This window comes from Demequina phytophila (assembly GCF_000971135.1).
GTDB classification, from domain to species: Bacteria; Actinomycetota; Actinomycetes; order Actinomycetales; family Demequinaceae; genus Demequina; species Demequina phytophila.
Genome location: NZ_BBLW01000007.1, coordinates 77,812 through 102,008, shown reverse-complemented (window position 1 = coordinate 102,008; position 24,197 = coordinate 77,812). Strand labels below are relative to the sequence as shown.

The 24,197-nt window shown below is 68.3% G+C and carries 21 protein-coding genes; 18 read left to right on the top strand and 3 right to left on the bottom strand.

The features are described from left to right. Positions 1 to 46: 46 nt before the first annotated feature. The gene (locus tag AOM01_RS11225; protein WP_062293425.1) at positions 47 to 1,009 is read right to left on the bottom strand and encodes an EamA family transporter; all 963 of its coding nucleotides are present in this window, start codon (positions 1,007 to 1,009) and stop codon (positions 47 to 49) included. A 71-nt stretch (positions 1,010 to 1,080) separates the two neighbouring features. Between AOM01_RS11225 and AOM01_RS11220 the strand changes: the two genes are divergently transcribed. Continuing rightward, complete coding sequence (locus AOM01_RS11220; RefSeq protein WP_062293422.1) at positions 1,081 to 1,974, top strand: LysR family transcriptional regulator; 894 nt, start codon at positions 1,081 to 1,083, stop codon at positions 1,972 to 1,974. 8 nt (positions 1,975 to 1,982) lie between these two features. Here the strand turns inward: AOM01_RS11220 and AOM01_RS11215 are convergent, their stop codons facing one another. Continuing rightward, the gene (locus AOM01_RS11215) at positions 1,983 to 4,247 is read right to left on the bottom strand and encodes an MMPL family transporter (protein WP_062293419.1); all 2,265 of its coding nucleotides are present in this window, start codon (positions 4,245 to 4,247) and stop codon (positions 1,983 to 1,985) included. A 185-nt stretch (positions 4,248 to 4,432) separates the two neighbouring features. Here AOM01_RS11215 and AOM01_RS11210 point away from each other — a divergent pair, with 185 nt between their 5' ends. Both AOM01_RS11210 and AOM01_RS11205 read left to right on the top strand, forming a co-directional pair. Beyond that, the gene (locus tag AOM01_RS11210; protein ID WP_156155953.1) at positions 4,433 to 5,497 is read left to right on the top strand and encodes a CHAP domain-containing protein; all 1,065 of its coding nucleotides are present in this window, start codon (positions 4,433 to 4,435) and stop codon (positions 5,495 to 5,497) included. A 114-nt stretch (positions 5,498 to 5,611) separates the two neighbouring features. Beyond that, positions 5,612 to 6,940 carry a replication-associated recombination protein A gene (locus tag AOM01_RS11205; RefSeq protein WP_062293413.1) on the top strand — a complete coding sequence of 443 codons (1,329 nt, stop codon included), beginning with the start codon at positions 5,612 to 5,614 and terminating at the stop codon, positions 6,938 to 6,940. Here AOM01_RS11205 and AOM01_RS11200 read toward each other — a convergent pair. Further along, positions 6,934 to 7,227 (bottom strand): DUF4287 domain-containing protein, encoded by a 294-nt coding sequence (locus AOM01_RS11200; RefSeq protein ID WP_062293409.1) that lies wholly within the window; start codon positions 7,225 to 7,227, stop codon positions 6,934 to 6,936. The two genes, AOM01_RS11205 and AOM01_RS11200, sit on opposite strands and share 7 nt — an antisense overlap. A gap of 206 nt (positions 7,228 to 7,433) precedes the next feature. On the opposite strand from AOM01_RS11200, the gene rpsD reads away from it, so the two are divergent. From rpsD to AOM01_RS11125, 15 genes are all read left to right on the top strand, one after another. Continuing rightward, positions 7,434 to 8,060: a 30S ribosomal protein S4 gene (gene rpsD / locus AOM01_RS11195; RefSeq protein ID WP_062293406.1), complete on the top strand. Its 627-nt coding sequence runs from the start codon at positions 7,434 to 7,436 to the stop codon at positions 8,058 to 8,060. Between the two features lie 152 nt (positions 8,061 to 8,212). Further along, positions 8,213 to 10,885 (top strand): alanine--tRNA ligase, encoded by a 2,673-nt coding sequence (gene alaS / locus AOM01_RS11190; protein ID WP_062293404.1) that lies wholly within the window; start codon positions 8,213 to 8,215, stop codon positions 10,883 to 10,885. Positions 10,886 to 10,928: 43 nt separating this feature from the next. Continuing rightward, positions 10,929 to 11,345 carry a Holliday junction resolvase RuvX gene (ruvX, locus tag AOM01_RS11185; protein WP_439645126.1) on the top strand — a complete coding sequence of 139 codons (417 nt, stop codon included), beginning with the start codon at positions 10,929 to 10,931 and terminating at the stop codon, positions 11,343 to 11,345. After that, a complete protein-coding gene (gene mltG / locus AOM01_RS11180) occupies positions 11,338 to 12,459 on the top strand; it encodes an endolytic transglycosylase MltG (protein WP_062293398.1) in 1,122 nt (373 codons plus the stop codon). Before ruvX ends, mltG begins: the two co-directional genes overlap by 8 nt. After that, positions 12,459 to 13,295, top strand: a complete 837-nt coding sequence (locus tag AOM01_RS11175) for a shikimate dehydrogenase (RefSeq protein WP_062293396.1) — start codon at positions 12,459 to 12,461, stop codon at positions 13,293 to 13,295. The genes mltG and AOM01_RS11175 overlap by 1 nt, the downstream gene beginning before the upstream one ends. A 73-nt stretch (positions 13,296 to 13,368) precedes the next feature. Then, positions 13,369 to 15,030, top strand: a complete 1,662-nt coding sequence (locus AOM01_RS11170) for a GspE/PulE family protein (protein ID WP_062293393.1) — start codon at positions 13,369 to 13,371, stop codon at positions 15,028 to 15,030. A 264-nt stretch (positions 15,031 to 15,294) separates the two neighbouring features. Then, positions 15,295 to 16,746: a type IV pilus twitching motility protein PilT gene (locus AOM01_RS11165; protein WP_228374290.1), complete on the top strand. Its 1,452-nt coding sequence runs from the start codon at positions 15,295 to 15,297 to the stop codon at positions 16,744 to 16,746. An 11-nt stretch (positions 16,747 to 16,757) separates the two neighbouring features. After that, the gene (locus tag AOM01_RS11160; protein ID WP_062293390.1) at positions 16,758 to 17,999 is read left to right on the top strand and encodes a type II secretion system F family protein; all 1,242 of its coding nucleotides are present in this window, start codon (positions 16,758 to 16,760) and stop codon (positions 17,997 to 17,999) included. A gap of 99 nt (positions 18,000 to 18,098) precedes the next feature. Then, positions 18,099 to 18,491 carry a prepilin-type N-terminal cleavage/methylation domain-containing protein gene (locus AOM01_RS14805; protein WP_062293388.1) on the top strand — a complete coding sequence of 131 codons (393 nt, stop codon included), beginning with the start codon at positions 18,099 to 18,101 and terminating at the stop codon, positions 18,489 to 18,491. A 79-nt stretch (positions 18,492 to 18,570) separates the two neighbouring features. Continuing rightward, the gene (locus AOM01_RS11150; protein WP_500778324.1) at positions 18,571 to 19,023 is read left to right on the top strand and encodes a prepilin-type N-terminal cleavage/methylation domain-containing protein; all 453 of its coding nucleotides are present in this window, start codon (positions 18,571 to 18,573) and stop codon (positions 19,021 to 19,023) included. Then, the gene (locus AOM01_RS11145; RefSeq protein WP_169746555.1) at positions 19,020 to 19,625 is read left to right on the top strand and encodes a PulJ/GspJ family protein; all 606 of its coding nucleotides are present in this window, start codon (positions 19,020 to 19,022) and stop codon (positions 19,623 to 19,625) included. Before AOM01_RS11150 ends, AOM01_RS11145 begins: the two co-directional genes overlap by 4 nt. Before the next feature lie 61 nt (positions 19,626 to 19,686). Further along, a complete protein-coding gene (locus tag AOM01_RS11140; RefSeq protein ID WP_062293379.1) occupies positions 19,687 to 21,495 on the top strand; it encodes a hypothetical protein in 1,809 nt (602 codons plus the stop codon). A gap of 14 nt (positions 21,496 to 21,509) precedes the next feature. After that, positions 21,510 to 22,295 (top strand): prepilin peptidase, encoded by a 786-nt coding sequence (locus AOM01_RS11135; protein WP_156155951.1) that lies wholly within the window; start codon positions 21,510 to 21,512, stop codon positions 22,293 to 22,295. A 58-nt stretch (positions 22,296 to 22,353) separates the two neighbouring features. Beyond that, entirely contained in the window at positions 22,354 to 23,412 is a 1,059-nt protein-coding gene (pilM, locus tag AOM01_RS11130) for a type IV pilus assembly protein PilM (RefSeq protein WP_082110204.1), read from the top strand. Beyond that, a complete protein-coding gene (locus tag AOM01_RS11125) occupies positions 23,409 to 24,197 on the top strand; it encodes a hypothetical protein (RefSeq protein WP_062293375.1) in 789 nt (262 codons plus the stop codon). The genes pilM and AOM01_RS11125 overlap by 4 nt, the downstream gene beginning before the upstream one ends.

Sequence of the window (24,197 nt, the reverse complement as noted above, 5' to 3'; positions counted from 1 at the left end):
CGATCCGGGGTCCCGCCCTCGTCGCGTCTGCGGACGGTGCGCGGGTTCAGCGGGTCGGGAGAGGAGCGGGCACCCCGTCGGGCTCAGCGGCGGCGGGACGATGGGCGGGCGGAGTGTGAGTGGCGGTGCGGCCGTCGCGCGACGAGCCAGAAGGCCGCGACGCCCACAGCACCCCGCCGATCACCAGCACGCCGCCGGCGAGCTCGCCGAGCCCCGGCTGCTCGCCGAGCACCAGCCACGCGGTGGCGATGCCGACCACCGGGACGAGCATCGAGAACGGCGCCACGGTGCCCGCGGGGTAGCGGGCCATCAGCCATACCCAGATGCCGGAGCCCAGCAAGGTGCCGAGCAGCACCGTGTACGCGAGCCCGATCCACGCGGGCACGGCCGCGGCGGTGAGCGAGGTGGCCAGCGAGTCGCCGATCGCCTCCGGTCCCTCGAGCGCGAGGGACAGCGCAAGCATCGGCAGCGGCGGCACCACCGACATCCACAGCACCAGGTGCAGTGGCTTGGGTGCCCGCGCCTGACGGGAGGCGAGGTTGCCGAACGCCCAGCCGAGCGCGCCGAGCAGGACCAGGAGGAACGGGCCCACCGGTGCGGACGTGCCGTAGCTGAGGCCCACGGCGACGAGCCCGACCGTGGCGACGGCGACGCCCGTGAGGCTCCGTCCGCCCAGCCGCTCGCGCAGCAGCATCCCGCCCAGCACCACGGTGAACGGCGCAGAGGCCTGCAGGACGAGCGACGCGAGCCCGGTGGGGAAGCCCGCCTCCATCCCGAGGTAGAGGAACAGGAACTGCAGCGTCCCGAAACCGAGCCCGTAGAGCAGCAGCCATCGCAGCGGCACCTGCGGGCGGGGGACCAGCAGCACGGTCGGGATCGCGATGATCGCGAAGCGCAGCGCCACCAGGAACATCGGCGGGAACTGGCCGAGCGAGGCGTGGATCGCGAGGAAGTTGATCCCCCAGAGCACGGCGACGAGGACGGCGAGGGCGACGTGGCGGGCGGGCATGGCGCCAGTCTGGGATGACCTTCGTTGAAGAACAAGCGAGTAGTTGCGCACCCAAGGTTTAGGCTTCCTACATGGAGGTCCGTCATCTGGAGCTGCTGCGCGAGCTCAAGCAGCGCGGCACGCTGCTCGCCGTCGCGGAGGCGACGTTCCGCACGCCCTCGGCGCTGTCGCAGCAGCTGCGCACCGCGGAGAGGGAGCTGGGCGTGGCGCTGGTCGAGCCGGCGTCCCGCGGGCTGCGCCTCACGTGGGCGGGGGAGATCCTTGCCTCCGGCGCGGACGACGTGCTGGCCGCGCTCGCCCGCGTGCAGGCGACGCTCGACGCGGGACGGGGAGAGCCGAGCGGCCTGGTGCGGATCGGCACCCTGCCGAGCGCGGGCGCCGCGTTGCTGCCGCGCGTGTTGGCCCGGCTCGCCGGGACCCAGTTGCGGATCGAGGTCGAGGACTTCGACCTCGCCGAGGCGGACTACGCGGCGCGCACCCTCGACCACGACCTGGTGATCGCGCACAGCCTCGCGGCGGACGTGCCCCAGGGTGCCGAGGGGTTGTTCGCCCAGGTGGTCGCCCGCGAACCGATCGACGTCGCGGTGCCTGCCGCGCATCGGCTCGCAGGCCGCGCCCGGCTTGCGCCCGCGGACGTCGCAGACGAACGCTGGATCGCCGTGCCCCGCGGGTTCCCCTTCGCGACGGTCCTCGAGTCCGTCGAGGCCGCGACCGGTGCCACGCTCGAGCGGATGGTCGAGGTCCGCGACAACCGCCTGGTGGAGTCGCTGGTGGGCGAGGGGCTCGGCGTCGCGCTGCTGCCGCGCTTCTCGACACCCGACTCGGAGGCCTACCGGCTGATCCCGCTGACGGGCGTGCGGGCGACGCGTGCGATCGTCGCGATCGGCCGGCCGGACCGCGTCGAGCGCCGCGCCGTACGGGCGGTGCTGGACCTGCTTGCAGAGGTGGGTGGCGAACTCGGCTGAGGGACGCGTCAGTGCCGCACGCCGATGCGCGCGTGCAGGCGCCGCAGCGGGCCCGGCGCCCACCAGTTCCAGTCGCCCAGCAGCGTCATGGTCGCGGGGACCAGGAACATGCGCACCACGGTCGCGTCGAGCAGCACGGCGAAGGCGAGGCCCACGCCGACCTCCTTGATCATCAGCAGCTCGCCCAGCGCGAAGCCCAGGAACACCAGCACGATCACCGCGGCCGCAGACGTGATGATGCGCCCCGAGCGCTGCAGACCCTTGCGCACGGCGGCGTCGTTGTCCTCGCCCGCGTCGACGTACTCCTTGACGCGCGCGAGCAGGAAGACCTCGTAGTCCATCGCGAGCCCGAACCCGAACGCGGCGATGATGACCGCGACGTACGTCTCGATGCCGCCCGTCGAGCTGAATCCGAGCGTGCCCTCGAGGTGGCCCTCACCGAAGATCCATGTCACCACGCCCAGCGTCGCGGCGAGCGAGAGCGAGTTGATGAGCAGCGTCTTCACGGGCACCAGGAGGGACCCGGTCATGAGGAACAGCAGCACCAGCGTCGCGACGACCACCAGCGCGCCGGCGAGCAGCGCGCCCTCGATGATCGCGTCGAGGAAGTCGATCTGGGTGGCCGCGACGCCGCCCACGTGGACCTCGACGGGCGCCTCCAGCGCGCGGATGTCCTCCACCGCGGCCACCGCCTCCGGGCCCGAGGGGTCGGTGACGTCGAGCCGCACCCCGATGAACGTCTCGCCACCCTGGACCAGGGGCGCGTCGATCGCACGGACGCCGTCGACCGCCGCGACCTGGTCTAGGTAGCCGTCGAGCTCCCCGGCGTCCGACAGCGTGTGGATCCAGATCGCGGGCTCGCCCAGGTCCGGGAAGCCCTCGCGGAACGCGGTGACGAACTCCCGCCGCTCGTTGTCCGCGGGCAGCGCCTCGATGTCGGAGTTGCGCAGCGTGATGCCGAGCACGGGGCTCGCCAGCGCGAGCAGCAGCCCGACGGATGCGATCACCACCAGCCACGGCCGACGTTGCCCCCACGCCGCGAGGCGCGAGAACGCGCCCTCCTCGCGGTCCACGTTCGAGGTGGTGACGAGAATCCTGCGGAACCCGGGCACCCGCGCCAGCAGCCCCGGCTTCGCGATCCGGGGAGCGAGCAGGTACAGGACCGCGGGCACGATCGTGAGGGCCGCGACCATCGCCGTGGTCACCACGCCCACCGCGGCGCCGCCGATGCCCTCCATGATCACCGGGTCGAACAGCAGCAGCCCGCCCACCGAGATCGCGACCACGATCCCCGAGAACGTCACGGTGCGGCCGGCGGTCGCCATGGTGAGCTCGATCGCCTTGTCGCGCGCCTCGCGCGGGTCCCCGCCGATGCGGTGCAGCTCCTCGCGGAAGCGCGACACGATGAGCAGCCCGTAGTCGATCGACAGGCCGATGCCCAGCACGGACACCACGTTGACCGCGCTCTGGTCGAGGTCGAGCAGGAACGAGAACCCGTACAGCACCGCGAGCCCGCCCGCGATCGACGCGATGGCCCCGGTGAGCGGCGTGGCGGCGGCGAGGAAGCCCCCGAACACGAACACCATCACCACCAGCGCAGCGGGCAGCGCGATCATCTCCCCGGTGAGGAGGTCGTCCTCGAGCTGGCCGGTGAAGTCCTCGAACACCAGCGGGTTCGACGAGGTCGCCACGGTGACATCGGGGTTGCTGGCCCGCATCTCGTCGACACCGTCGGCGACGATCGCCGCGACGTCCTGGTGCGTCTCCAGCGGATCCTCGTCACCGAAGGACGTGAAGCCGACGTCGATGAGGAAGCCCGTGCCGTCCGCGTCGACCAGCGCGGCCGCCTGCGCGGCCGGGTCCGTATCACCGTCGCCTCGGGCGGACGATGCCGCGGCCGGGTCGAACGCGGGCCCCGGCACCGCGCCGAACGGCGAGGAGACCATCGTCACCCCGTCGATCTCGGCGATCCGCGCCGAGGCTTCCTCGACCGCGGAGGCGACCGCGGCATCGTCCATCGCCACGTTCATCACGTACGAGGTGACGCCCGGCCCCACCGAGGAGTCGGAGGTCCGCTCGAAGGCCTCGTAGACCTCCCACGAGTCGGAGCCGTCGACCAGCGGCGGGCCCGTGGTGACGCGCTGGAAGAGGCCCTCGCCGTTCACGCCGATGGTCGCGAGCGCGTAGAAGCCCAGCGTGCCCACCACCGCGAGCACGACCACCAGGCGTGGGGCCCGGGCGATCAGCCGCCCGACCCGAGCGAATCCCCCCATGGCACACAGGTTAGGCGGGCCCTCCGACAGCCGCGAGGGGCGCGACGTGAGATGCGTCTCTCTCGGGGTGTGAGGCTGGACTCGTCCGATTTGTCAGGCTACCTTCTCGAAACCAAGGGCCGGAGAGGGCGGCCCCCGCGAGACGCCAGGGGAGGGCTCAGGCGTCACAACGGAAGGAATCGATGTTGACCATCACCTCTGCACGCCCGACGCGCCACCGCGCGACCGGGCTGATCGCCGGCCTGCTGGTCACCGCCAGCCTCGCCGCCGGCACCAGCGCGACGGCCGCCGCCCCCGCGGCGACGCAGACCGGCACCCAGGCGGGCACCTCGGTGGCCTCCGCGGTGGTGCCCACCGTGAACAACGCGACCCTGACCGCGGGCCAGAAGGTCTGGGTCACGGGCACCGCGCTGAAGCTGCGTAACGGGCCGTCCAACGACAATCGCGTCAAGGTGGTCGCCTACAGGGGCGCGCAGGCCACCTTCACGGGCCAGACCAAGGGCCGCTGGACCCAGGTGCAGCTCGGCGGCACCAAGGCGTGGACGCCCGAGGCGTACCTCACCGCCAACCAGCCGAACCCCAAGAAGATCAAGGTCGGCGTGACCGCGCAGAACCTGGGCCTTCGCGCGGGACCGGGCAGCGGCTACGACGTCAAGGTCACCGCGAAGTTCGGCACCATCGGCAAGTTCACCCGCATCCAGCGCAACGGCTGGTGGCTGGTCAAGGTCAACGACACGTTCGCGTGGACCCCGCAGAAGTTTCTGAGCGTCGGCGGCGTGTTCAACGTCGACAAGATCATGAACGTCGCGCACAACGAGGTCGGCTACCGCGAGCCGTCGTGGCGCAACAACAAGTACAACACCTGGATCAACGGCGACTACGCGTGGTGCGCCGTCTTTGTCGAGTGGGTGTTCGAGCACGCCGACTACCCGGCTGGGGTGCCGTACAAGAAGCACTTCGACCAGTACGTCGCACGGCTCCGTGAGGCGGGCGTGCTCGACACGACGCCCACCGCGGGCGAGATCCGCAAGGGCGACGTGGTCCTGGTCGACTGGTATCCGTACAACGGGCCCACGCACACCGGGATCGTCGACCACGTGTCGGGCGACTCCATCTGGCTGGTCGAGGGCAACACCACCGACGGCACCGGCGCGACCGGTCGCGGCGTCTTCTACCGCCAGCGAGCGATGGTCGACATCCACGCCGTCTACCGTCCCACCGAGTTCGCGAAGTGGAACGCGCTCAAGTAACCGCGCTTCTCTGATCGGCGGGCGTCGCACCCTTCGGGGTGCGGCGCCCGTCGTCGTTCCGGGGGACGATGCGGTGGTCACCTGGCTGTCGGTGCCACCGCCTACGCTGGGCGCATGGATCTGTTCGACGCGGCGCGCACGGACGTGTCGGGCGTCCCCGTGACGCTCGGCAACGCGCCCCTCGCGGTGCGGATGCGGCCGCGCAGCCTCGACGAGGTGGTGGGGCAGACGCACCTGCTGTCCGACGGCTCGCCGCTGCGCAGGCTCATCGGGGAGTCCGCTCCCGCGACGTCCGTGGTCTTGTGGGGGCCGCCCGGCACGGGCAAGACCACGCTCGCGTACCTGGTGGCCGGCAATCGCCGGTTCGTCGAGCTGTCCGCCGTGACCGCGGGCGTCAAGGACGTGCGGGCGGTGGTAGAGGACTCGAAGCGCCGCATCGCGACCGGCGAGCGCGAGACCGTCCTGTTCATCGACGAGATCCACCGCTTCACGCGCTCCCAGCAGGATGCGCTGCTGCCCGCGGTGGAGAACCGTTGGGTCACGCTCATCGGCGCGACCACGGAGAACCCGAGCTTCTCCGTGGTGGGGCCGCTGCTGTCGCGCTCGCTGCTGCTGGTGCTGCAGCCGCTCGCGGCCGCGGACATCGCGGCGCTGATCGCGCGCGCCGTGGAGGACCCGCGCGGCCTGGATGGCTCGGTGACGGTGGACGATGCGGCGGTTCAGCACATCCTGCGCGTCGCCGGGGCGGACGCCAGGAAGGCGCTCACGCTCCTCGAGTCGATCGCGGGCGCCGCCGGCGCCGACGGTGTGGTGACCGCGGAGCTGGCTGAGGCGACCATGGACGCCGCGCTGGTGGCCTACGACAAGTCGGGCGACCAGCACTACGACGTCATCAGCGCCTTCATCAAGTCGGTGCGCGGCTCCGACGTCGACGCCGCGCTGCACTACCTGGCGCGCATGGTGGTGGCGGGGGAGGACCCCCGCTTCATCGCCCGGCGCCTGGTGATCCTCGCCGCCGAGGACATCGGCATGGCGGACCCCCAAGGGCTCGTGATCGCCCAGGCCGCCGCGGACGCGGTGAGCTTCATCGGGATGCCCGAGGGGCGCATCGTCCTGGCGGAGGCGACCACGTACCTGGCGAGCGCGCCCAAGTCCAACCGGTCGTACCGGGCCATCGACGCGGCGATCGCAGACGTGCGGGCCGGCAAGGCGGGCGTGGTGCCGGAGCACCTGCGCGACGCGCACTACGCGGGAGCCGAGCGGCTGGGCCATGGGCAGACGTACCTGTACGCCCACGACGCCCCGCACGGGGTGGCGGCGCAGGAGTACCTGCCGGAGTCGTTGCGCGGCTCGCGCTACTACGAGCCGACCGATCACGGTTACGAGCGGGCGCTGGGGGAGCGGCTGGGGACCATCCGCAGGCTGCTGGGGCGCGGTCAGTAGCCCTCGGGCTTGGAGTCCTTGCCGTCGAGCCAGAGGTGGTCCTTCGGGTCGGAGTGCGTGCCGCCCGAGTTCACGTGCTTGTCCGAGATCTGGGGGCCCTTGGTGATGACGTGCACCATCGCCATCGCGTGCCCGCGGCCCAGGTCGTAGTCCTCCTTGAGCCACTCGACTATCGGGGTGGCCTTGGTGCCGGGCCCGAAGCCCCTCTCGGTGGCGAGGTCCAGCAGCTGGCGGGGCGTGAGGCCCGTCTTGGTCTCGACCGCGTCGAGGTACGCCTGGAATGACATGGGAGGATCGTAGACACGTCGCTGACTTCCCCGCAGGATGTCGAGATGCCTGGAAACCGTCGGTGTGTTCCCCATAGCAGGGTGGCTGTGGTGCTGGTATAGTTGTGGAGCCCTCGCGGACGGTTGGCTGCTGTCGCCGCGAACTCAGCAAATAACGATCATTTCTCCGGTCGCATCCGCGCGCCCGGAGAGCTGTGAAGGAAATCATGACCTCTGTTCAGAAGGCACGTCGCCAGGTCCGCCTGTCGCGCAGCCTCGGGATCGCCCTGACCCCGAAGGCCGTCAAGCACTTCGAGAAGCGCCCGTACCCCCCGGGTGAGCACGGCCGCACCGCCCGCCGCAAGGAGAGCGACTACGCCGTGCGTCTGCGCGAGAAGCAGCGTCTTCGCGCGCAGTACGGCCTTCGCGAGAAGCAGATGACCTCGACCTACGCCGAGGCGAAGAAGGAGTCCGGTCTGACCGGTGAGGCCTTCGTCGAGCTTCTCGAGATGCGCCTTGACGCCCTCGTGCTCCGTGCGGGCTTCGCTCGCACGATCCTTCAGGCGCGTCAGTCGGTCCTGCACCGCCACATCCTCGTGGACGGCAAGATCGTCGACCGCCCGTCGTTCCGCGTGAAGCCCGGCCAGACCATCCAGGTCAAGCCCAAGGCCGTCACGCTGGAGCCGTACATGGCCGCCGCCGCCGGCGCGCACCGTGACGTGCTCCCGCAGGTGCCCGAGTACCTCGACGTCACGCTCGAGAAGCTCACGGCCCGCCTGGTCCGTCGCCCGAAGCGCGCCGAGGTCCCCGTGACCTGCGACGTGCAGCTGGTCGTCGAGTACTACGCTCGCTAAGGCGCACCGGTGAGGCCCTGACGGGCCCCACCAGCAGTGGCCGCGGTGCGCTGCCCCTCGGGGCCGTGCACCGCGGCTTTTCTGCACCACGCAGGGCATCTCGCAGAGGTGGGGCGCCGCAGCCCCCGGACAACGAAGGACACAGGACAGGCATGCAGACTGCTGAGATCGCGAAGCGGTGGGTCGACTACTTCGCGAAGTACGACCACCACATCCAGCCGAGCGCCTCGCTCGTGTCGCCCGACCCCTCCCTGCTCTTCACCGTCGCCGGCATGGTGCCGTTCATCCCGTACATCATCGGGACGGACACCTCCCCGTACCCGCGCATCGCCTCCGTCCAGAAGTGCATCCGCACCAAGGACATCGAGGAGGTCGGCAAGACCACCCGCCACGGCACGTTCTTCCAGATGCTGGGCAACTTCTCCTTCGGCGACTACTTCAAGGAAGGCGCCATCAACCTCGCCCACGAGTTCCTCACGGGACCCGAGAGCGAGGGCAACCTCGGCTTCGACCTCGACCGCTTCTGGGTCACCATCTGGAACGAGGACCAGGAGGCCTACAGCCACCTCGTCAACGTGGGCGTCGACCCCTCCCACATCGTGAAGCTCACGCGCGAGGAGAACTTCTGGGACACCGGCCAGCCCGGTCCCGCCGGCCCGTGCGCGGAGTGGCACTACGACCGCGGACCCGAGTTCGGCCCCGAGGCCGTGGGCGGCACCGTCGACCCCGGCGGCGACCGCTACCTCGAGATCTGGAACCTCGTGTTCGACCAGTTCCTGCGCGGCGAGGGCGCCGGCAAGGACTACCCGCTGATCCGCGAGCTCGACCAGAAGGCGATCGACACCGGCGCCGGCCTCGAGCGCATCGCGTACCTCAAGCAGGGCGTCGCTAACATGTACGAGATCGACGAGGTCTACCCCGTGATCGCCCGTGCCCAGGAGCTGTCGGGCAAGACGTACGGCGCGGACGGCACCGACGACGTCCGCATGCGCGTGGTCGCGGACCACGTGCGCTCCGCGCTCATGCTGATCGGCGACGGAGTCACCCCCGGCAACGAGGGCCGCGGCTACGTGCTGCGCCGCCTCATCCGCCGCTCCGTGCGCGCCATGAAGCTGCTGGGCGTCGACGAGCGCACCATGCCCGAGCTGCTGCCGCTGTCTCTCGACGCGATGAGCGCCACCTACCCCGAGCTCGCCGCGAACCGCGACAAGATCGAGGCCGTCGCCTACACCGAGGAGGACGCCTTCCGTCGCACCCTCGCGCAGGGCACCACCATCTTCGACGTCGCCGTCGAGAAGGCGAAGAAGGCGGGCACGCCTGCGCTGTCCGGCTCGGACGCGTTCACGCTGCACGACACGTACGGCTTCCCCATCGACATCACCCTCGAGATGGCGTCCGAGCAGGGCGTCCAGGTGGACGAGGCGAAGTTCCGCGAGCTCATGCGCGAGCAGAAGGAGCGGGCACGGGCCGATGCCAAGGCCAAGAAGGGCGGCCACGCGGACGTGGGCGTCTACCAGGGCCTCAAGGAGGACCAGGGCGCCACGGAGTTCCGCGCGTACCAGGAGCTGGTCACCGCCACGGAGATCACGGCCCTGATCAAGGACGGCGTGACCGTCCCGGTCGCGTCCGAGGGCGAGACCGTCGAGGTCATCCTTCCTCAGACCCCGTTCTATGCGGAGTCCGGCGGCCAGGAGGCGGACTCGGGCGTGATCCGCTCCGCGCACGGCACGCTCGAGGTCATCGACGTGCAGCGCCCCATCAAGGGCCTGATCGTGCACACCTGCAACGTGGTCGAGGGCCAGGTCGCCCAGGGCGACCAGGTGTCCGCCGAGGTGGACCCCGACTGGCGCATCGGCGCCCGTCAGGCGCACTCCGGCACGCACATCCTGCACGCCGCGCTCCGCGAGGTGCTGGGCCCCGACGCGCTGCAGTCCGGCTCCTACAACAAGCCCGGCTACCTGCGCCTCGACTTCTCCTGGCCCTCGGCGCTCACGGCCGAGACCCGCTCGGAGATCGAGGAGGTCACCAACCGTGCCATCCGCGCCGACCACGGTGTCAGCGCGCACTACATGAGCCTGCCCGAGGCCAAGGACTGGGGCGCCGTCGCGCTGTTCGGCGAGACGTACGACGAGACGGTCCGCGTCATCGAGATCGGTGGCCGCTGGTCGCGCGAGCTCTGCGGCGGCACGCACGTCGAGCACTCCAGCCAGGTGGGCATGGTCGCGCTGTCCGGCGAGTCCTCCGTGGGCTCCGGCTCGCGTCGCATCGAGGCGTTCGTGGGCATCGAGGCGTTCCAGAAGCTCGCCTCCGAGCGCGCGTTGGTGTCCGAGCTCACCACCACCCTCAAGGTGCAGCCGGGCGAGCTGCGCGGCCGCGTCGAGAAGCTCCTCGAGCGCCTCGCCGAGGCGGAGGGCCAGCTCAAGGGCTACCGCCAGCAGGCCATGGCGCAGGTCGCCGCCGAGCTCGTGGGCAAGGCCGCGGACGTCAACGGCACCCGCGTGGTCACCCACGTGTCCACCAACGCCGCCGACGCGGACGACCTCCGCACGCTCGTCACCGACGTGCGCGCCCGCCTGGGCGAGTCCACGCCCGCGGTGGTCGCCATCGCGGCGGAGATCGGCGGCCGGCCGCAGATCGTGATCGCCACGAACGCCCCGGCGCGCGACGCCGGACTGAAGGCGGGAGACCTGGTGAAGGGCGCATCGTCCCTTCTGGGCGGCGGTGGCGGCGGCAAGCCGGACCTCGCGCAGGGCGGCGGCCAGGACGTCACCCAGATCCCTGCGGCGCTCGAGGGCGTCACCGCGACCGTGGCGGCGCGTGGTTAGGGGCGCACGCCTCGGGGTCGACGTCGGCACCGTCCGCATCGGCGTGGCGGCGTCCGACCCCGACGGCCTCATGGCGTTCCCCGTCGACACGGTGAAGCGTGGCGACGGGGACGCCGAGGCCATCGCGGCGATCGCCGACGAGCGCGGCGTGATCCGCGTGTTCGTCGGCCTGCCGCGCAAGCTGTCCGGGCAGGAGGGGACCAGCGCGGAGGACGCGCGGGCCTTCGCCGCCCGGCTCGCGGAACTCACGTCCGCGGATGTTCGTTTGATCGACGAGCGTTTCTCCACCGCGACCGCGTCCCAGGCGATGCGCAGCGCGGGCCGCAATGCCAAGAAGCAGCGGCAGGTGATCGACCAGGCCGCCGCCGTGGTGATCCTGGAGAACGCCTTGGACGTTGACAAGAACGGTAACCTCGAGGCAGTGACCATCGAGGTTCCGCGCAAGGGGAATGATGACTGACCTTTTCGAGGCCGAGGCGACCACCACCACGTCTCTTGACCTGCGCCGGCTGCAGCGCCAGAAGCGCCGCGCCGCGCGCCGCCGGATGACGCTGCTGGTGACCGCCGTCGCCGTGGTGCTGTTCGCCATCGGCGGCTCGATCGCGTTCAACTTCCTGGGCAGCTTCGAGTCCACCGACACGGCCGTCGCCGACTACGAGGGCGCGGGCCAGGGCAACATCCAGGTGGTCATCGAGAGCGGCGCCACCGGCGCGGACATGGCCGCGACGCTGTACGACGCGGGCGTCATCGCCTCGGAGCAGGCGTTCCTCACCGCGTGGAACGACAACCCGGACTCGGCGTCGATCATCCCCGGCTATTACTTCATGCACAAGGAGATGAAGGCCGAGTACGCGCTCGCCGCGCTGCTCGACCCGACCAACCGCGACGTGCGGTCGATCACCATCCCCGAGGGCAAGGCGCTGGACTACTACTACCAGCAGATCGCGAACCTCACCGGCTCCTCCAAGGCCGACGTCAAGGCCGCCGCGAAGGACACCGACGCGCTGGGCCTGCCGGCCGAGGCCGAGGGCAACCTCGAGGGCTGGCTGTTCCCGTCCACGTACGAGTTCACCCCCGGCGTCACCCCGCAGGAGGTGATGGCGAAGATGATCCAGCAGACCATCACGGTTCTCGACAAGCACGGCGTGGCCGCCGAGGACCGCGAGCAGGTGCTCACCGTGGCATCGCTGGTGGAGCGCGAGGCGAAGCTGGACGAGGACCGCCCGATCATCGCGTCGGTCATCTACAACCGCCTGGACCAGGGCATGAAGCTCGAGCTCGACTCGACCGTCAAGTACCTCACGCAGACCGAGGGCGTGTGGACGTCGGACGACGAGCGCGCCACGGACTCGCCGTACAACACCTACATGTACGAGGGACTTCCCCCGGGCCCCATCGCGGGTGCCGGTGAGGCTTCCATCGAGGCGGCGGTCAACCCCGCCGAGACGGACTACCTGTTCTTCGTGACGGTCAACCTCGACACGGGTGAGACCAAGTACGCGTCCGAGTACTCCGACCACCTCGCGAACGTCCAGGAGCTCCAGGACTGGGCCGCGGCCAACTCCGACTCGTAGTGGGAGGGGTTCGCCGGGCCGGCGTGCTCGGCCACCCGATCGCGCATTCGCTGTCCCCGGTGCTGCACCGGGCGGCGTACGCGTCGCTCGGGTTGGAGTGGGAGTACGACGCGTACGACGTTCCCTCGGGTGGCCTCGCTTCGTTCGTGGCCGGGATGGACGATGCCTGGGCTGGGTTGTCGCTGACCATGCCCCTGAAGGTGGAGGCCTTGCCGCTCATGGACTTCACGGAGTCCATGGCGAAGCTGGTGGGCGCCATCAACACGGTGCTGGTGCAGTCCGTGGGCGGAGGCCGGCAGCTGGTCGGCGCCAACACCGACGTGTGGGGGATCCAGGCGGCGTTCAAGGAGGCCGGGGTCTCCGGTGCTGGTTCCGGGCTGATCATCGGCGGGGGAGCGACGGCGACCTCCGCTCTGGCCGCGTTCGGGGCCCTCGGCGTGACGGCGCCGTACGTGGCGGTGCGGTCGAGGGGTCGGGCCGGCGGGCTGTTGCGCGCGGCGACCAAGATGGGGGTCACCCCGCGGTTCGTGTCGCTATCCGATATTCCGGAGGTCATGCGCCTCGCGGACGTCGTGATGTCCACGGTGCCGGCCGAGGCCGGGGCGACCGTGGCATCGTCCCTTTCCGATATTCGCGAAGGCGCGGCGCTGCTTGACGCTATTTATCACCCGCTTATCACTCCGCTCGGGGAGCGATTCTCAGCGCTCGGCGGAATTCGCATCGGCGGTGAGCGGATGCTGCTCCATCAGGCCGCTGAGCAGGTGCGACTCATGACGGGTCGCGCGGCGCCTCTCGACGCGATGGAGAGCGCCCTCGCAGCTTCTTTGCGGAGTTAGTCACTTCAGCATTCGCGACGCTGTGCCGATGGTAGGTTCGGCACACTTTCCGTCGCGGCATGAGGGAGCATCGATGAAGCAGCTGGGGACCATCCTGCTCGAGGATGGTGCGCTCACCGAGGACCAGCTGGTCGACGCGATCGACGAGCAGAAGGAGCGGGGACAGTCCCTCGGGCGGACGCTCGTCGAGATGGGCTACATCTCCGAGGGCCAGTTGGTGCGCGCGCTCGCCACGCAGGTGGGCATGGAGTTCGTCGAGCTCGGGGACTACCCGGTGGACCGCGCGGCCGTCGCCCTGGTGCCGGGCGCGGTGTGCCGTCGCCACATGGCGCTGCCGATCGCGATGGGCGACGGGCTGATCCACGTCGCGATGTCGAACCCCGGCAACGTGGTCGCGGTGGACGACATCAGCACCATCACGAAGATGCGCGTCATCCCCGTGGTGGCCGCGCACGACGATGTCGCCGCGGCGATCGCGCGCTACGTGCGCTCCGACGCGGAGATGGAGGACCTGCAGGAGTCGATCGAGACCGAGGCATCGCTCGACAACGAGGACCTGAGCTCCGCGGCGGACGACGACGCGCCGATTGTGCGCTTCGTCAACCTGCTCATCACGCAGGCCGTGCAGGACCGCGCCTCGGACATCCACATCGAGCCGGCGGAGCACGATCTGCGCGTCCGCTACCGCATCGACGGCGTGCTGCACGAGATGCAGCGGGCGCCCAAGGCGATCACCGGCGGCGTGATCTCGCGCCTCAAGATCATGTCGGACATCGACATCGCCGAACGGCGCAAGCCGCAGGATGGCCGCCTCTCGGTCAACCACGAGGGTCGCAAGATCGACCTCCGCGTGGCCACCCTTCCCACGGTGTGGGGAGAGAAGGTCGTCATGCGAATTCTGGACAATTCGACCGCGCGGCTCGCGCTCGAGGACCTCGGAATTCGCGAGAACAACCAGCGGATCTACGCCGGCGCGTACCAGAAGCCGTACGGCATGATCCTTGTGACCGGGCCCACGGGTTCCGGAAAGTCGACCACGTTGTACGCGACGCTCAACCAGATCTCGAAGCCCGAGGTCAACGTCATCACCGTCGAGGACCCGGTCGAATACCGCATCCCGGGCATCAACCAGGTGCAGGTGAACCCCAAGGCGGGACTCACGTTCGCGGCCGCGCTGCGCTCGATCCTGCGTGCCGACCCGGACGTGGTGCTGGTGGGTGAGGTGCGTGACGGCGAGACCGCGCAGATCGCGATCGAGGCGGCGCTCACCGGTCACCTGGTGCTGTCGACCCTTCACACCAACGACGCGCCGTCGGCGATGACACGCCTGATAGAGATGGACATCGAGCCGTTCCTGGTGGGCTCCGCGATCGACTGCGTGGTCGCTCAGCGACTCGCGCGGCGCCTGTGCGACCACTGCGCGGTGGAGCACCGGATCGACCCGCACGACCTGCCGCCGGCGATCAAGTGGAACCCGAACCAGTCGATCCCGCCGATCCTGCGGCCAGAGGGCTGCCAGCGGTGCTCCAACACCGGCTACCGGGGACGTGTGGCGCTGCACGAGATCATGCCGATCAACGAGGAGATCGAGCGGCTCACGGTCGCGCGTGCGTCGTCGGCGGAGATCGCGAATGCAGCTGTCGATGCGGGCATGGAGACGCTCATCCAAGACGGCTGGGCGAAGGTGATGGACGGCACGACGTCCCTGGAGGAATTGCTCCGTGTCGTGAAATAAGTCACATCACTACAGACACGCGGGGAATGTGCCGATATTTCTATGCGAAGGAAGCGCTAGATTTTGCTTCCAGCTGAGGGAGGAAAAGTGAACGAGTTCACGCCTGGGGAGCCCTGGCGGCCCACGCCGCCGCCCGCCGCGCAGCCTGCTGTCCCGCCGGCCGCGGCGTCCGTTCCTCCTGTCGCGTCCGCTCCTTCCAACGGTCAGGGTGCGCCGAGTGTTCCCGCCCCCGCACTTTCTCCGCAAGCCGCTCCGGCTGCGCCCGTGCTTCCGACCGGACCGTCGCTCCACTCCGACTCCCGCGGGACCGCGACCCGCCGCGCGCCGTTCCTCGAGGAGCGTCGGCCGATGGCCGCGGCGCCCGGCGCATCGGCTCCGCAGTCGATGCAGCAGCCGCCGGCCCCGCAGACTCCTCCGATCCCGGCACCCGCGCCCGTGGGCGTCGCCGCCGGCGGCGCGTCCGACCCGGCAGCCGCGTTCGCCGCCGCCGCCCAGGAGCACCTGGGCGGTCCCCGGTCCTTCATGCCGATGGACGACTCTGTCCGCGAGCCGGAGGTCAAGCAGGCGCCCGAGCCCAAGAAGCCGGCGGCGCCCGTGACCCCGGGTGGCGCCCGTGTCGGCGCGAACAACCAGCGCCAGGAGGGCGACCTCGACATCAACGCCGCGCTGCGGGCGATGATCGCGGCGAAGGCCTCCGACCTTCACCTCACCACGGGTGTGCCGCCCATGATCCGCCTTGACGGCGGTCTCACGCCTCTCGAGGGCTTCGGGCGGCTGACGCCGGAGAGCCTGCACCGGTCGCTCTTCGGAATCCTGACCCAGGCGCAGCGCGAGAAGTTCGAGGAGGAGCTCGAGCTCGACTTCTCGTACTCGGTGGTGGGGGAGTCCCGCTTCCGCGTGAACCTGTACCGCCAGCGCGACTCTCTCGGTGCCGCGTTCCGCGTGATCCCCTACGAGATCAAACCGCTCGAGGCGCTCGGCATCCCCGAGGTCGTCTCGAACTTCGCGCAGCTGCCGCGTGGCCTGGTGCTCGTCACGGGTCCGACGGGTTCGGGCAAGTCCACGACGCTCGCGTCGCTGGTGGACCTCGCGAACCGGTCGCGTGCCGCGCACATCATGACGGTCGAGGACCCGATCGAGTTCCTGCACCGTCACAAGAAGTCGATCGTCAACCAGCGCGAGGTCGGCGCGGACACCCGGTCCTTCGGCAAGGCGCTCAAGCACGTGCTGCGTCAGGACCCGGACATCATCCTCATCGGTGAGATGCGCGACCTCGAGACCATCTCAGTGGCGCTCACCGCCGCCGAGACGGGTCACCTGGTGTTCGCGACGCTGCACACGCAGTCCGCGCCGCAGACCATGGACCGCATCATCGACGTCTTCCCGCCGGAGCAGCAGGGACAGGTGCGCACGCAGCTGGCCGCCGCCATCCAGGGCGTGCTGTGCCAGACGCTCCTCAAGCGCGCCGACGGCCCCGGCCGTGCGGTCGCCGTCGAGATCATGGTCGCCACCCCCGGCATCCGGAACCTCATCCGCGAGGGCAAGACGCACCAGATCTTCACCTCGATGCAGGGTGGCGCGTCGCAGGGCATGCAGACCATGGACTACCACCTCGCCGAGCTGGTGAAGTCGGGCAAGGTCGACTACGAGAACGCGGTCGAGATGGCGCAGTCCTTCGAAGAGTTCAACCGCCTCTGCGGCCGGCACGGACGGTAGGGGAGCGAGCCATGGCAACCGCGACCAAGTCCGCGACCCAGAAGTTCACGTACACGATCCGTGACGCGCAGGGGAAGACGCGCACCGACGAGATGGAAGCGCCGTCGTCGCAGGCGGTGGCTTCACGCTTGCGCGAGCGTGGGTTCACCGTGCTGCACGTCGAAGACGCAACGGCGAAGGGTCTCAACGCCGAGATCAAGATCCCCGGCCTCGGGGAGAAGATCGGCCTCAAGGACATCGCGATCATGTCGCGCCAGCTCGCGACCATGATCTCTGCGGGCCTGTCGCTGCTACGCGCGATGCAGATCCTCACCGAGCAGACTGAGAACAAGGCGCTGCAGAAGGTGTTGGGTGAGGTTCGTTCCGACGTCGAGACTGGAAAGTCGTTTTCCGTGGCGCTGGCGCGTCACCCGGAGACCTTCCCCCCGATCATGATCAACATGGTCAAGGCCGGCGAGCTTGGCGGTTTCCTTGACCAGGTGCTCGTGTCGATCGCGGTGAACTTCGAGAAGGAAGTGGCGCTCCGCGGCAAGATCAAGTCGGCGATGACGTACCCGGTGGTCGTGTTTTGCATCGCGATTCTCGCCGTTGCCGCGATGCTGCTGTTCATCGTGCCGGTGTTCGCCGACATGTTTGAAGGACTCGGCGGTGAGCTGCCGCTTCCGACGCAGATCTTGGTGTGGCTGTCGTCGATTCTCAAGATTGCCACAGTTCCGCTGGTCATCGGTTTGGTGGCGTTCTCGATGTGGTGGCGCAAGAACAAGCATCGTCGTGAGATCCGCGTGAAGGTCGAACCGGTTTACCTCAAGGTGCCCGTGTTCGGACCTCTGCTGCAGAAGATCGCCGTTGCTCGATTCACTCGCAACTTCGGGTCGATGATTCGCTCAGGCGTACCGATCCTGCAAGCGCTCGACATAGTCGGCCAAGCATCGGGCAACATCGTCATCGAGGACGCCACCAAGGCGGTTCAGGACTCCGTGCGACGCGGTGATTCGCTTGCAGGTCCGCTCACGCAGCACAGCGTGTTTCCTCCGATGGTGGTGCAGATGATCGCGGTGGGCGAGGACACGGGCGCGCTCGACGTGATGCTGGACAAAGTCGCGGATTTCTACGACCAGGAGGTCGAGTCGACCACCGAGCAACTGACGAGCCTGATCGAGCCGATCATGATTGCGTTCCTCGGCGGCATGATCGGCGGCATGGTGATCGCGCTCTATATGCCCATCTTCAAGGTCTTCGATCTGATCGGGTAACAAGCTTCCGTCCGGTTCGCCGAACGGTGGATGAGATGGCTCTGAGGGGTTATCTCGCATCAACAACTAGAGAAGACAATCAGAAAGGGAGGGAGCATCATGCTCGCTCGCATCCGCAAGGCAATGGAGGAGAAGGACGACAAGGGCTTCACCCTCGTCGAACTCCTCGTCGTCATCATCATCATCGGTATCCTCGCTGCCGTCGCGATCCCGCTGTACCTCAACCAGCAGGCAAAGGCCCGCGACGCGGCAGTCAAGTCCGACCTGAAGAACGCCCAGATCGAGGTCGCAAGCCAGCTCGTCGACCACCCGACGGCTGCGACGATCGACATCTCGTCGTTCAAGGAGTCGCCTGGCGTTTCTGTTGCCAACAGCGTGGCGATCACCTCCGCTAGCTTCTGCATCACGGGCTCCAACCCGCAGGGTGACAAGAAGAACTTCGCCATTGACGAGACCGGCACGCTGTTCGAGGGCGCGACGACCTGCGCGTAGTTCTTGGCAGTTGACTGTTGCGGGGGCTCGCGCTTCGGCCGAGCCCCCGCAACCCCACTAGATTCGAAAGTGGTGTGGCATGAGATCCCTATTGAGATCTGATCGTGGCCTGGGTTTGGCCGAAGTCATGGTCGCCATGCTCATCCTGATGATCATCATGCTCGCTATTCTTTCCCTGCTCATTAGTGCGTTCCGGGCCGTTGCTGAGAACTCGACGCATGCGACGGCTGCGGAGCTTGCCCAGCAGAGACTCGAGCTCGCGCGCACCCAGGCTGTCGCAGGTTCGTGTGCCAACCTCGAGACCGTTGTCGAGCCAGCGGTGACCACGACCGACGGTCGGGGCGTTCCGTTGACGGTGACGGCAACCGTGAAGGACGGCAAGAACCCCGCCAATGACTGTGTCCAAGTCGGAGACGTCAAACTCGATCCGAAGCTGACCCTCGTGACCGTCACGGTCACCACAACGGACCCCAACTTCACCAACCCGATTGTTGAGACTTCGTCCAACATCTATGTCAGGTTCGAGGAATGATGCGCCCGGAACCCCGCAACGAAGCGGGCTTTACCCTTGCCGAACTCATCATCTACATGATGCTGCTGATCCTCATGCTGGGTATCGGCGCAACTCTGCTTATTCGAACGATCACAGTCCAGCGTGACACTATGGGTGCCGCGGATGCCAACGAAGTTGGACAGTTGGCCTTCAAGGAGATCGAGACCGACATCCGCAACGCGCAATGGGCGACTATCGGACACGGCGGTTCTGTGCTGGTTCTGCAGACCGTCGTCGCCGACAGCGCAACCAGTCTGATTCCCCGGTGCGTGGGCTATTACGTCTCACCGGGCACGGGGGAGCTCCGCCGGACGGTGCTGTCCACCAACACTCAGACTCACGAGGCCCTGATCTCTGCGACGAGCGCCCTTGACACCGTCACCGCGGATTGGAGCCCGAAGCGGGACAGCTTCTCAAAGTCCGGTACGCGCGCGTTCGGTACGGTCGACGGCGTTGTCGCCGTCTCGAAACTCGTCTCGATATCGATGCAGATCGAAACCGGCAATAGTCATAAGCCCGTCGAGTTCAAGAAAAGCGTCGCGCTCCGGCCCAAGGCCGGCACGTCGATCTTCTGCGGATAGGACAACGGACATGTTGAGGAAACTGCGCGCGAGGGGTGCCGGTGAGAGCACCGAGAGCGGCATGGCCATGGTCATGGTGCTCGGCATCATGCTCGTCGGTGCGATCATCACCACCACGCTGGCGTTCGTCATCATGTTCAACTCTCAGCGCACGGTCATCAATCGTGCCGAGGAGCGTGCTCTCGCCAGCGCCGATGCAGCGATCGACCTAGTGCATTCGATGGTGGCCGGTGCGACATATGCGGAACTTCACAATGTGTGCGACCTGGCCGACCTCACCATCAACGGCGACACCGTCGCCATCGACCTCGAGTACGTCGTGACGCGCGGCACGTCTACGTACACGCTCGACTGCCCGCTCGCGACCGACATCACCAGCTATCTGACGGTGACAGCGGATGCCGTGACGGATCCCCAGGGCCTCGAGGAGGACTCGATCGAGCGCACGGTCGTCGCCCGATTCACCCCGACCCCGCCCGAGGTGACGCTCGACAAGGCGATCTTCTCCGAGTCGACCACGACCCTCCGCAACGGCAGCATGCTGATCGAGTCCTCGCCCGACAAGGCCGATGCCCACATCTATTCGAATGGCGGCATCACGTGCTCGACCAATGAGGAGATCGAGGGCTCCGTGATCGCGGCGCACGGTGATGTCAACCTCGACAACACGTGCAAGATCTACTCGAACGTGTGGGCCTCGGGCAAGGTCAAGCTCGCCTCTTCGTCGGCGTGGATCGATGGTGATGTGTACTCCGCGGACACGACCCCGGAGTGGGCGGTCGAGATCCGCAACTCGGGTGCGTACATCTCGGGCTCGGTGCTGGCCAACGGCGGGATCTACCTCACCAACAGCTCCGTTACGAATGGTGGCGCGATCTGGGGCAATGCCTACTCCTACCAGGGCGGCATCACGCTGAACAATGGCTCGGAGATCCGCGGCAGCGCTCTCGCCGCCACCAACCTCAACTTGGAGAACGGATCCAAGGTCGGCGTCTACGGGTGGGTGCGCAACGGCAACATCACGGGCGCGAACAACGGGAACACGATCGGCACCAGCGCCATCGCGTCGGGAACCATCTCGAACAAGGTGACGTCGCCGATTCTCAAGCCGAACACGACCACCTCGGTGCCCAACCCCATCTACCCGGCGGCGGTCTACCCCGACTCCGTCGGATACCCCGGCAAGATCCAGGTGCCTCCGCGCGAGGCCATGGCACGCGTCACGATGACGAGCGCCGACATCGCGCTGTGGGTCGCGGCCGGCTATCAGTACGAGCCGTACACCAACGCCTCGGATTGCACGGGCACACGTCCGGCGACCATCATCAACGGCGCGGCGCCCTCGGGCACGACCGGTCCACGCCTGATCTCCTTCGAGGGGTGCACGGGTCCCGTCCAGTTCAACAGCGCGGACCTGGTGCTCAAGTCCGACGTGGTGCTCGTGTCGAAGCAGGGCTTCAACTCGTCGAACCTCATGACGGTGCGCAGCTCCGTCGCGGACGAGGAGCGCCTCTTCTATCTGATCGTGCCCGCGGACTCTCCGAACGTGACGTGGTCGACCACGTCGACTTCGCAGGGGCAGCTGGTGCCCACCTGTGTGTCGGGCAAGTCGAACATCAGCGTCGACAAGTTGAAGTTCTTCGACATCGCGAGCTTCTTCTATACGCCCTGCACCTTCGAGTCCAAGAACGGCACCGATAGCGGCTCCGACGACCTCAAGGGCCAGATCTATGCCGGGTTCGTGGACATGAAGGTCGGGATGAACCTGCAGATGGATCCCATGCCTGTGCCGTCGCTCAAGACCAAGGACCCCGAGCCTGCGGACAAGACGAACATGCGTGTCGGGGCGCGGTTCGACGTTCACAACTGAATCAGCGATAGGGAATGACGGGAATCCTGACGGCGATCGCCGTCCTGTTCGGCCTGTTGCTCGGCTCGTTCGCGAACGTGCTGATCCACCGGGTACCGCTCGGGCTGTCGATCGTGTCGCCGCCGAGCGCGTGCCCGAGGTGCGGTACGCGCATCAAGGCGCGGCATAACGTCCCGGTGGTGGGGTGGCTGTGGCTGAGGGGACGATGCGCGGCTTGCGGCGCCCCTATCAGCGGCCGATACCCGTTGGTGGAGTTGGGCACCGGCGTCGCGTTCGGCCTCGTGACCTGGTTCTCGGGACCGGGTGCCACCACGTTCGCCCTGCTTGCTCTGGTGTATTTCGGGATCGTTCTTTCCGCGATCGATCTCGAGACGCGGCGGCTGCCGAACCCGTTGACCGCGGCGTTCGCCATCACAGCGTCGCTGGCGATCCTGGTGCCGGCGGCGTTCACCGGGGATTGGTCGCCGGCCCTCCGGGCGGTCACCGGAGCGGTGGCGCTCGGTCTGCTCTACGGGATCGCCTTCGTGGTCTACCCGAAGGGGATGGGATTCGGTGACGTCAAGCTCGCGCCCACCATCGGCGCGGTGCTCGCATTCCTGGGGTGGCCGCAGCTCGTGGTCGGCGCTTTCGCGGCGTTCGTCTGGGGAGCGGCGGTGGGCCTCGTGGTGATGGCGCGAAGCGGGCGGGGTCGAGGTGTCGCGATTCCATTCGGTCCGTGGATGTGCGTCGGTGCGGTGACGGGAGTGCTCGTCGGTCCGGCAATCGCAGAGTGGTATCTCGGGACAATTCTCGGGATCTGAGTTTGAGAAGGACCGCCCAACTGCCGATAGGCAGGGCGGTGGGAGAGGAAGGTGCAACATGGGGGCGAGAACTGTAGCGATTGACATCGGTACGGCGTCCGTTCGGGTGGTGGAGGTCGAGCTTGGCTCGGGCAAGGACCCGCGTGAGGGGGCGACGCTGCACGCGTTCGGCGAGGTGGCGGTGCCCGCGGGTGTGGTCCGCGATCGGACTATCCACGAGCCTTCCGCTCTCGCGGACGTGGTGCGCGAGGCGTTCGCCAAGGCGAAGCCGTCGACGAAGACGGTCACGATCGGTCTGGGACACCCCAGCATCGTGGTGCGCGAGGTGGACATCCCCGCCCAACCGATGCCTGAGATCCGACAGTCGCTCGCGTTCCAGGTCCAGGACCAGCTGCCCATGGCGGCCGACGAGGCGATCCTCGACTTCTATCCCACGCATGAATTCGACAGTCAGTCAGGTCCGACGCTGCGCGGACTGCTGATCGCCGCGCCCAAGGCGCTCGTGCGCGACGCCATCGAGGTCACCGAGAAGGCCGGCCTGGCCGTGTCCGTGGTCGACCACTCGGCGTTCGGGCTCTGCCGCGACCTGGTGCGCGGGCCAATGCTCGGCTCCAATGTCGCGATCGTCGACATCGGCGCGGAGACGACCACCGTGGTCATCGCTCAGTCGGGGGTCCCGCGCCTGGTGCGTGCGATCCCGCAGGCCGCGGGCGACGCGACCAAGGCGATCGCGCTGGCGCTCAAGGGCGCGGGCGCAGATGCCGAGATGGTGAAGCGCGAGATCGGCATGGACATGAACGTCCACCCCGAGCGGCGTGGTCTCGCCGAGGCGGCAGCGCACTCGCTTAACCCGCTCATCGAGGCCGTGCGCAACACGCTCGTGTACTTCGCGAGCTCCAACCCCGGCGGCGCCGTCGAGCGTGTGGTCCTGACCGGAGGCGGCAGCCAGCTGCGCGGCCTCGGTCAGTCGCTGGCTAGCGCCACGCGCCTTCCGGTCATGCTGGGCGAGCCGCTGGCCGGCATGAACCTGGGCAAGAAGGTCGATGCGACGCAGCTGCAGGGCCGCGAGTCGTCGCTGGCAGTGGCCGTCGGCCTCGGCATGAGGAGTGCGAAGTGAACGAGACCGCTCTCAAGTACGGTGCGCCCGGCCTCCCCGGCGTCAACCTGATCCCGGCGGAGATCGCCGAGCGCAAGAAGATGAACACCGTGCGAGGACTCGCGATCCTCGCCATCGTCGGCGCCGTCGCGCTGGCGGTGCTCGGCTATCTGGGTGCGCTTGCCGCAGCGGGGCTCGCTCAGGGTGAGCTCGACGATGCCGCCGCCACCGAGGCGACCTCGGTCGCGGCTCGCGACGCGAAGGCGTCGGTGTACACCGACGTCCTGGCGAGGGAGCAGCAGGAGTACGCGCTCGCCCAGGTGGGGTACGGCGAACTCAGCTACTCGGCCCTCACCGCCGCGTTCCAATCGGTCGCCAACGACTCGACGAGCTTCGACCAGATCGATGTCCTCGGCCCGAACGCCACGGCGCTCGGCACCGTCGACGACGACCTCTTCGGCGGAGGCGTGGGAGGCGTCACCTTCTCCGCGCGGGCCGAGAGCCTCGACGACGCCACCAAGCTGCTCGAGCGGCTCGAGGCGCTCCCGGGTATCGCGAACGTGCGTGGCACCTCTGAGGCCTACGAGGAGGACGGCGCAACTACGTACTACCGGGTGAGCGGCAGCGCGATCATCACCGACCTCAGGCTCACCGGGCGGCTCACTCCGGAGGGCTCGCTGTCCGGCGTCGACGCGGTGTCCATCGTCGCCGCGAACGGTAACGAGGCGACCGCCACGGCCGAGACCGAGGCTGCTGCCAGCGCCGAGCCGAGCCCCGCAGCCAGCACTGAGACCACGGAGGAGTGA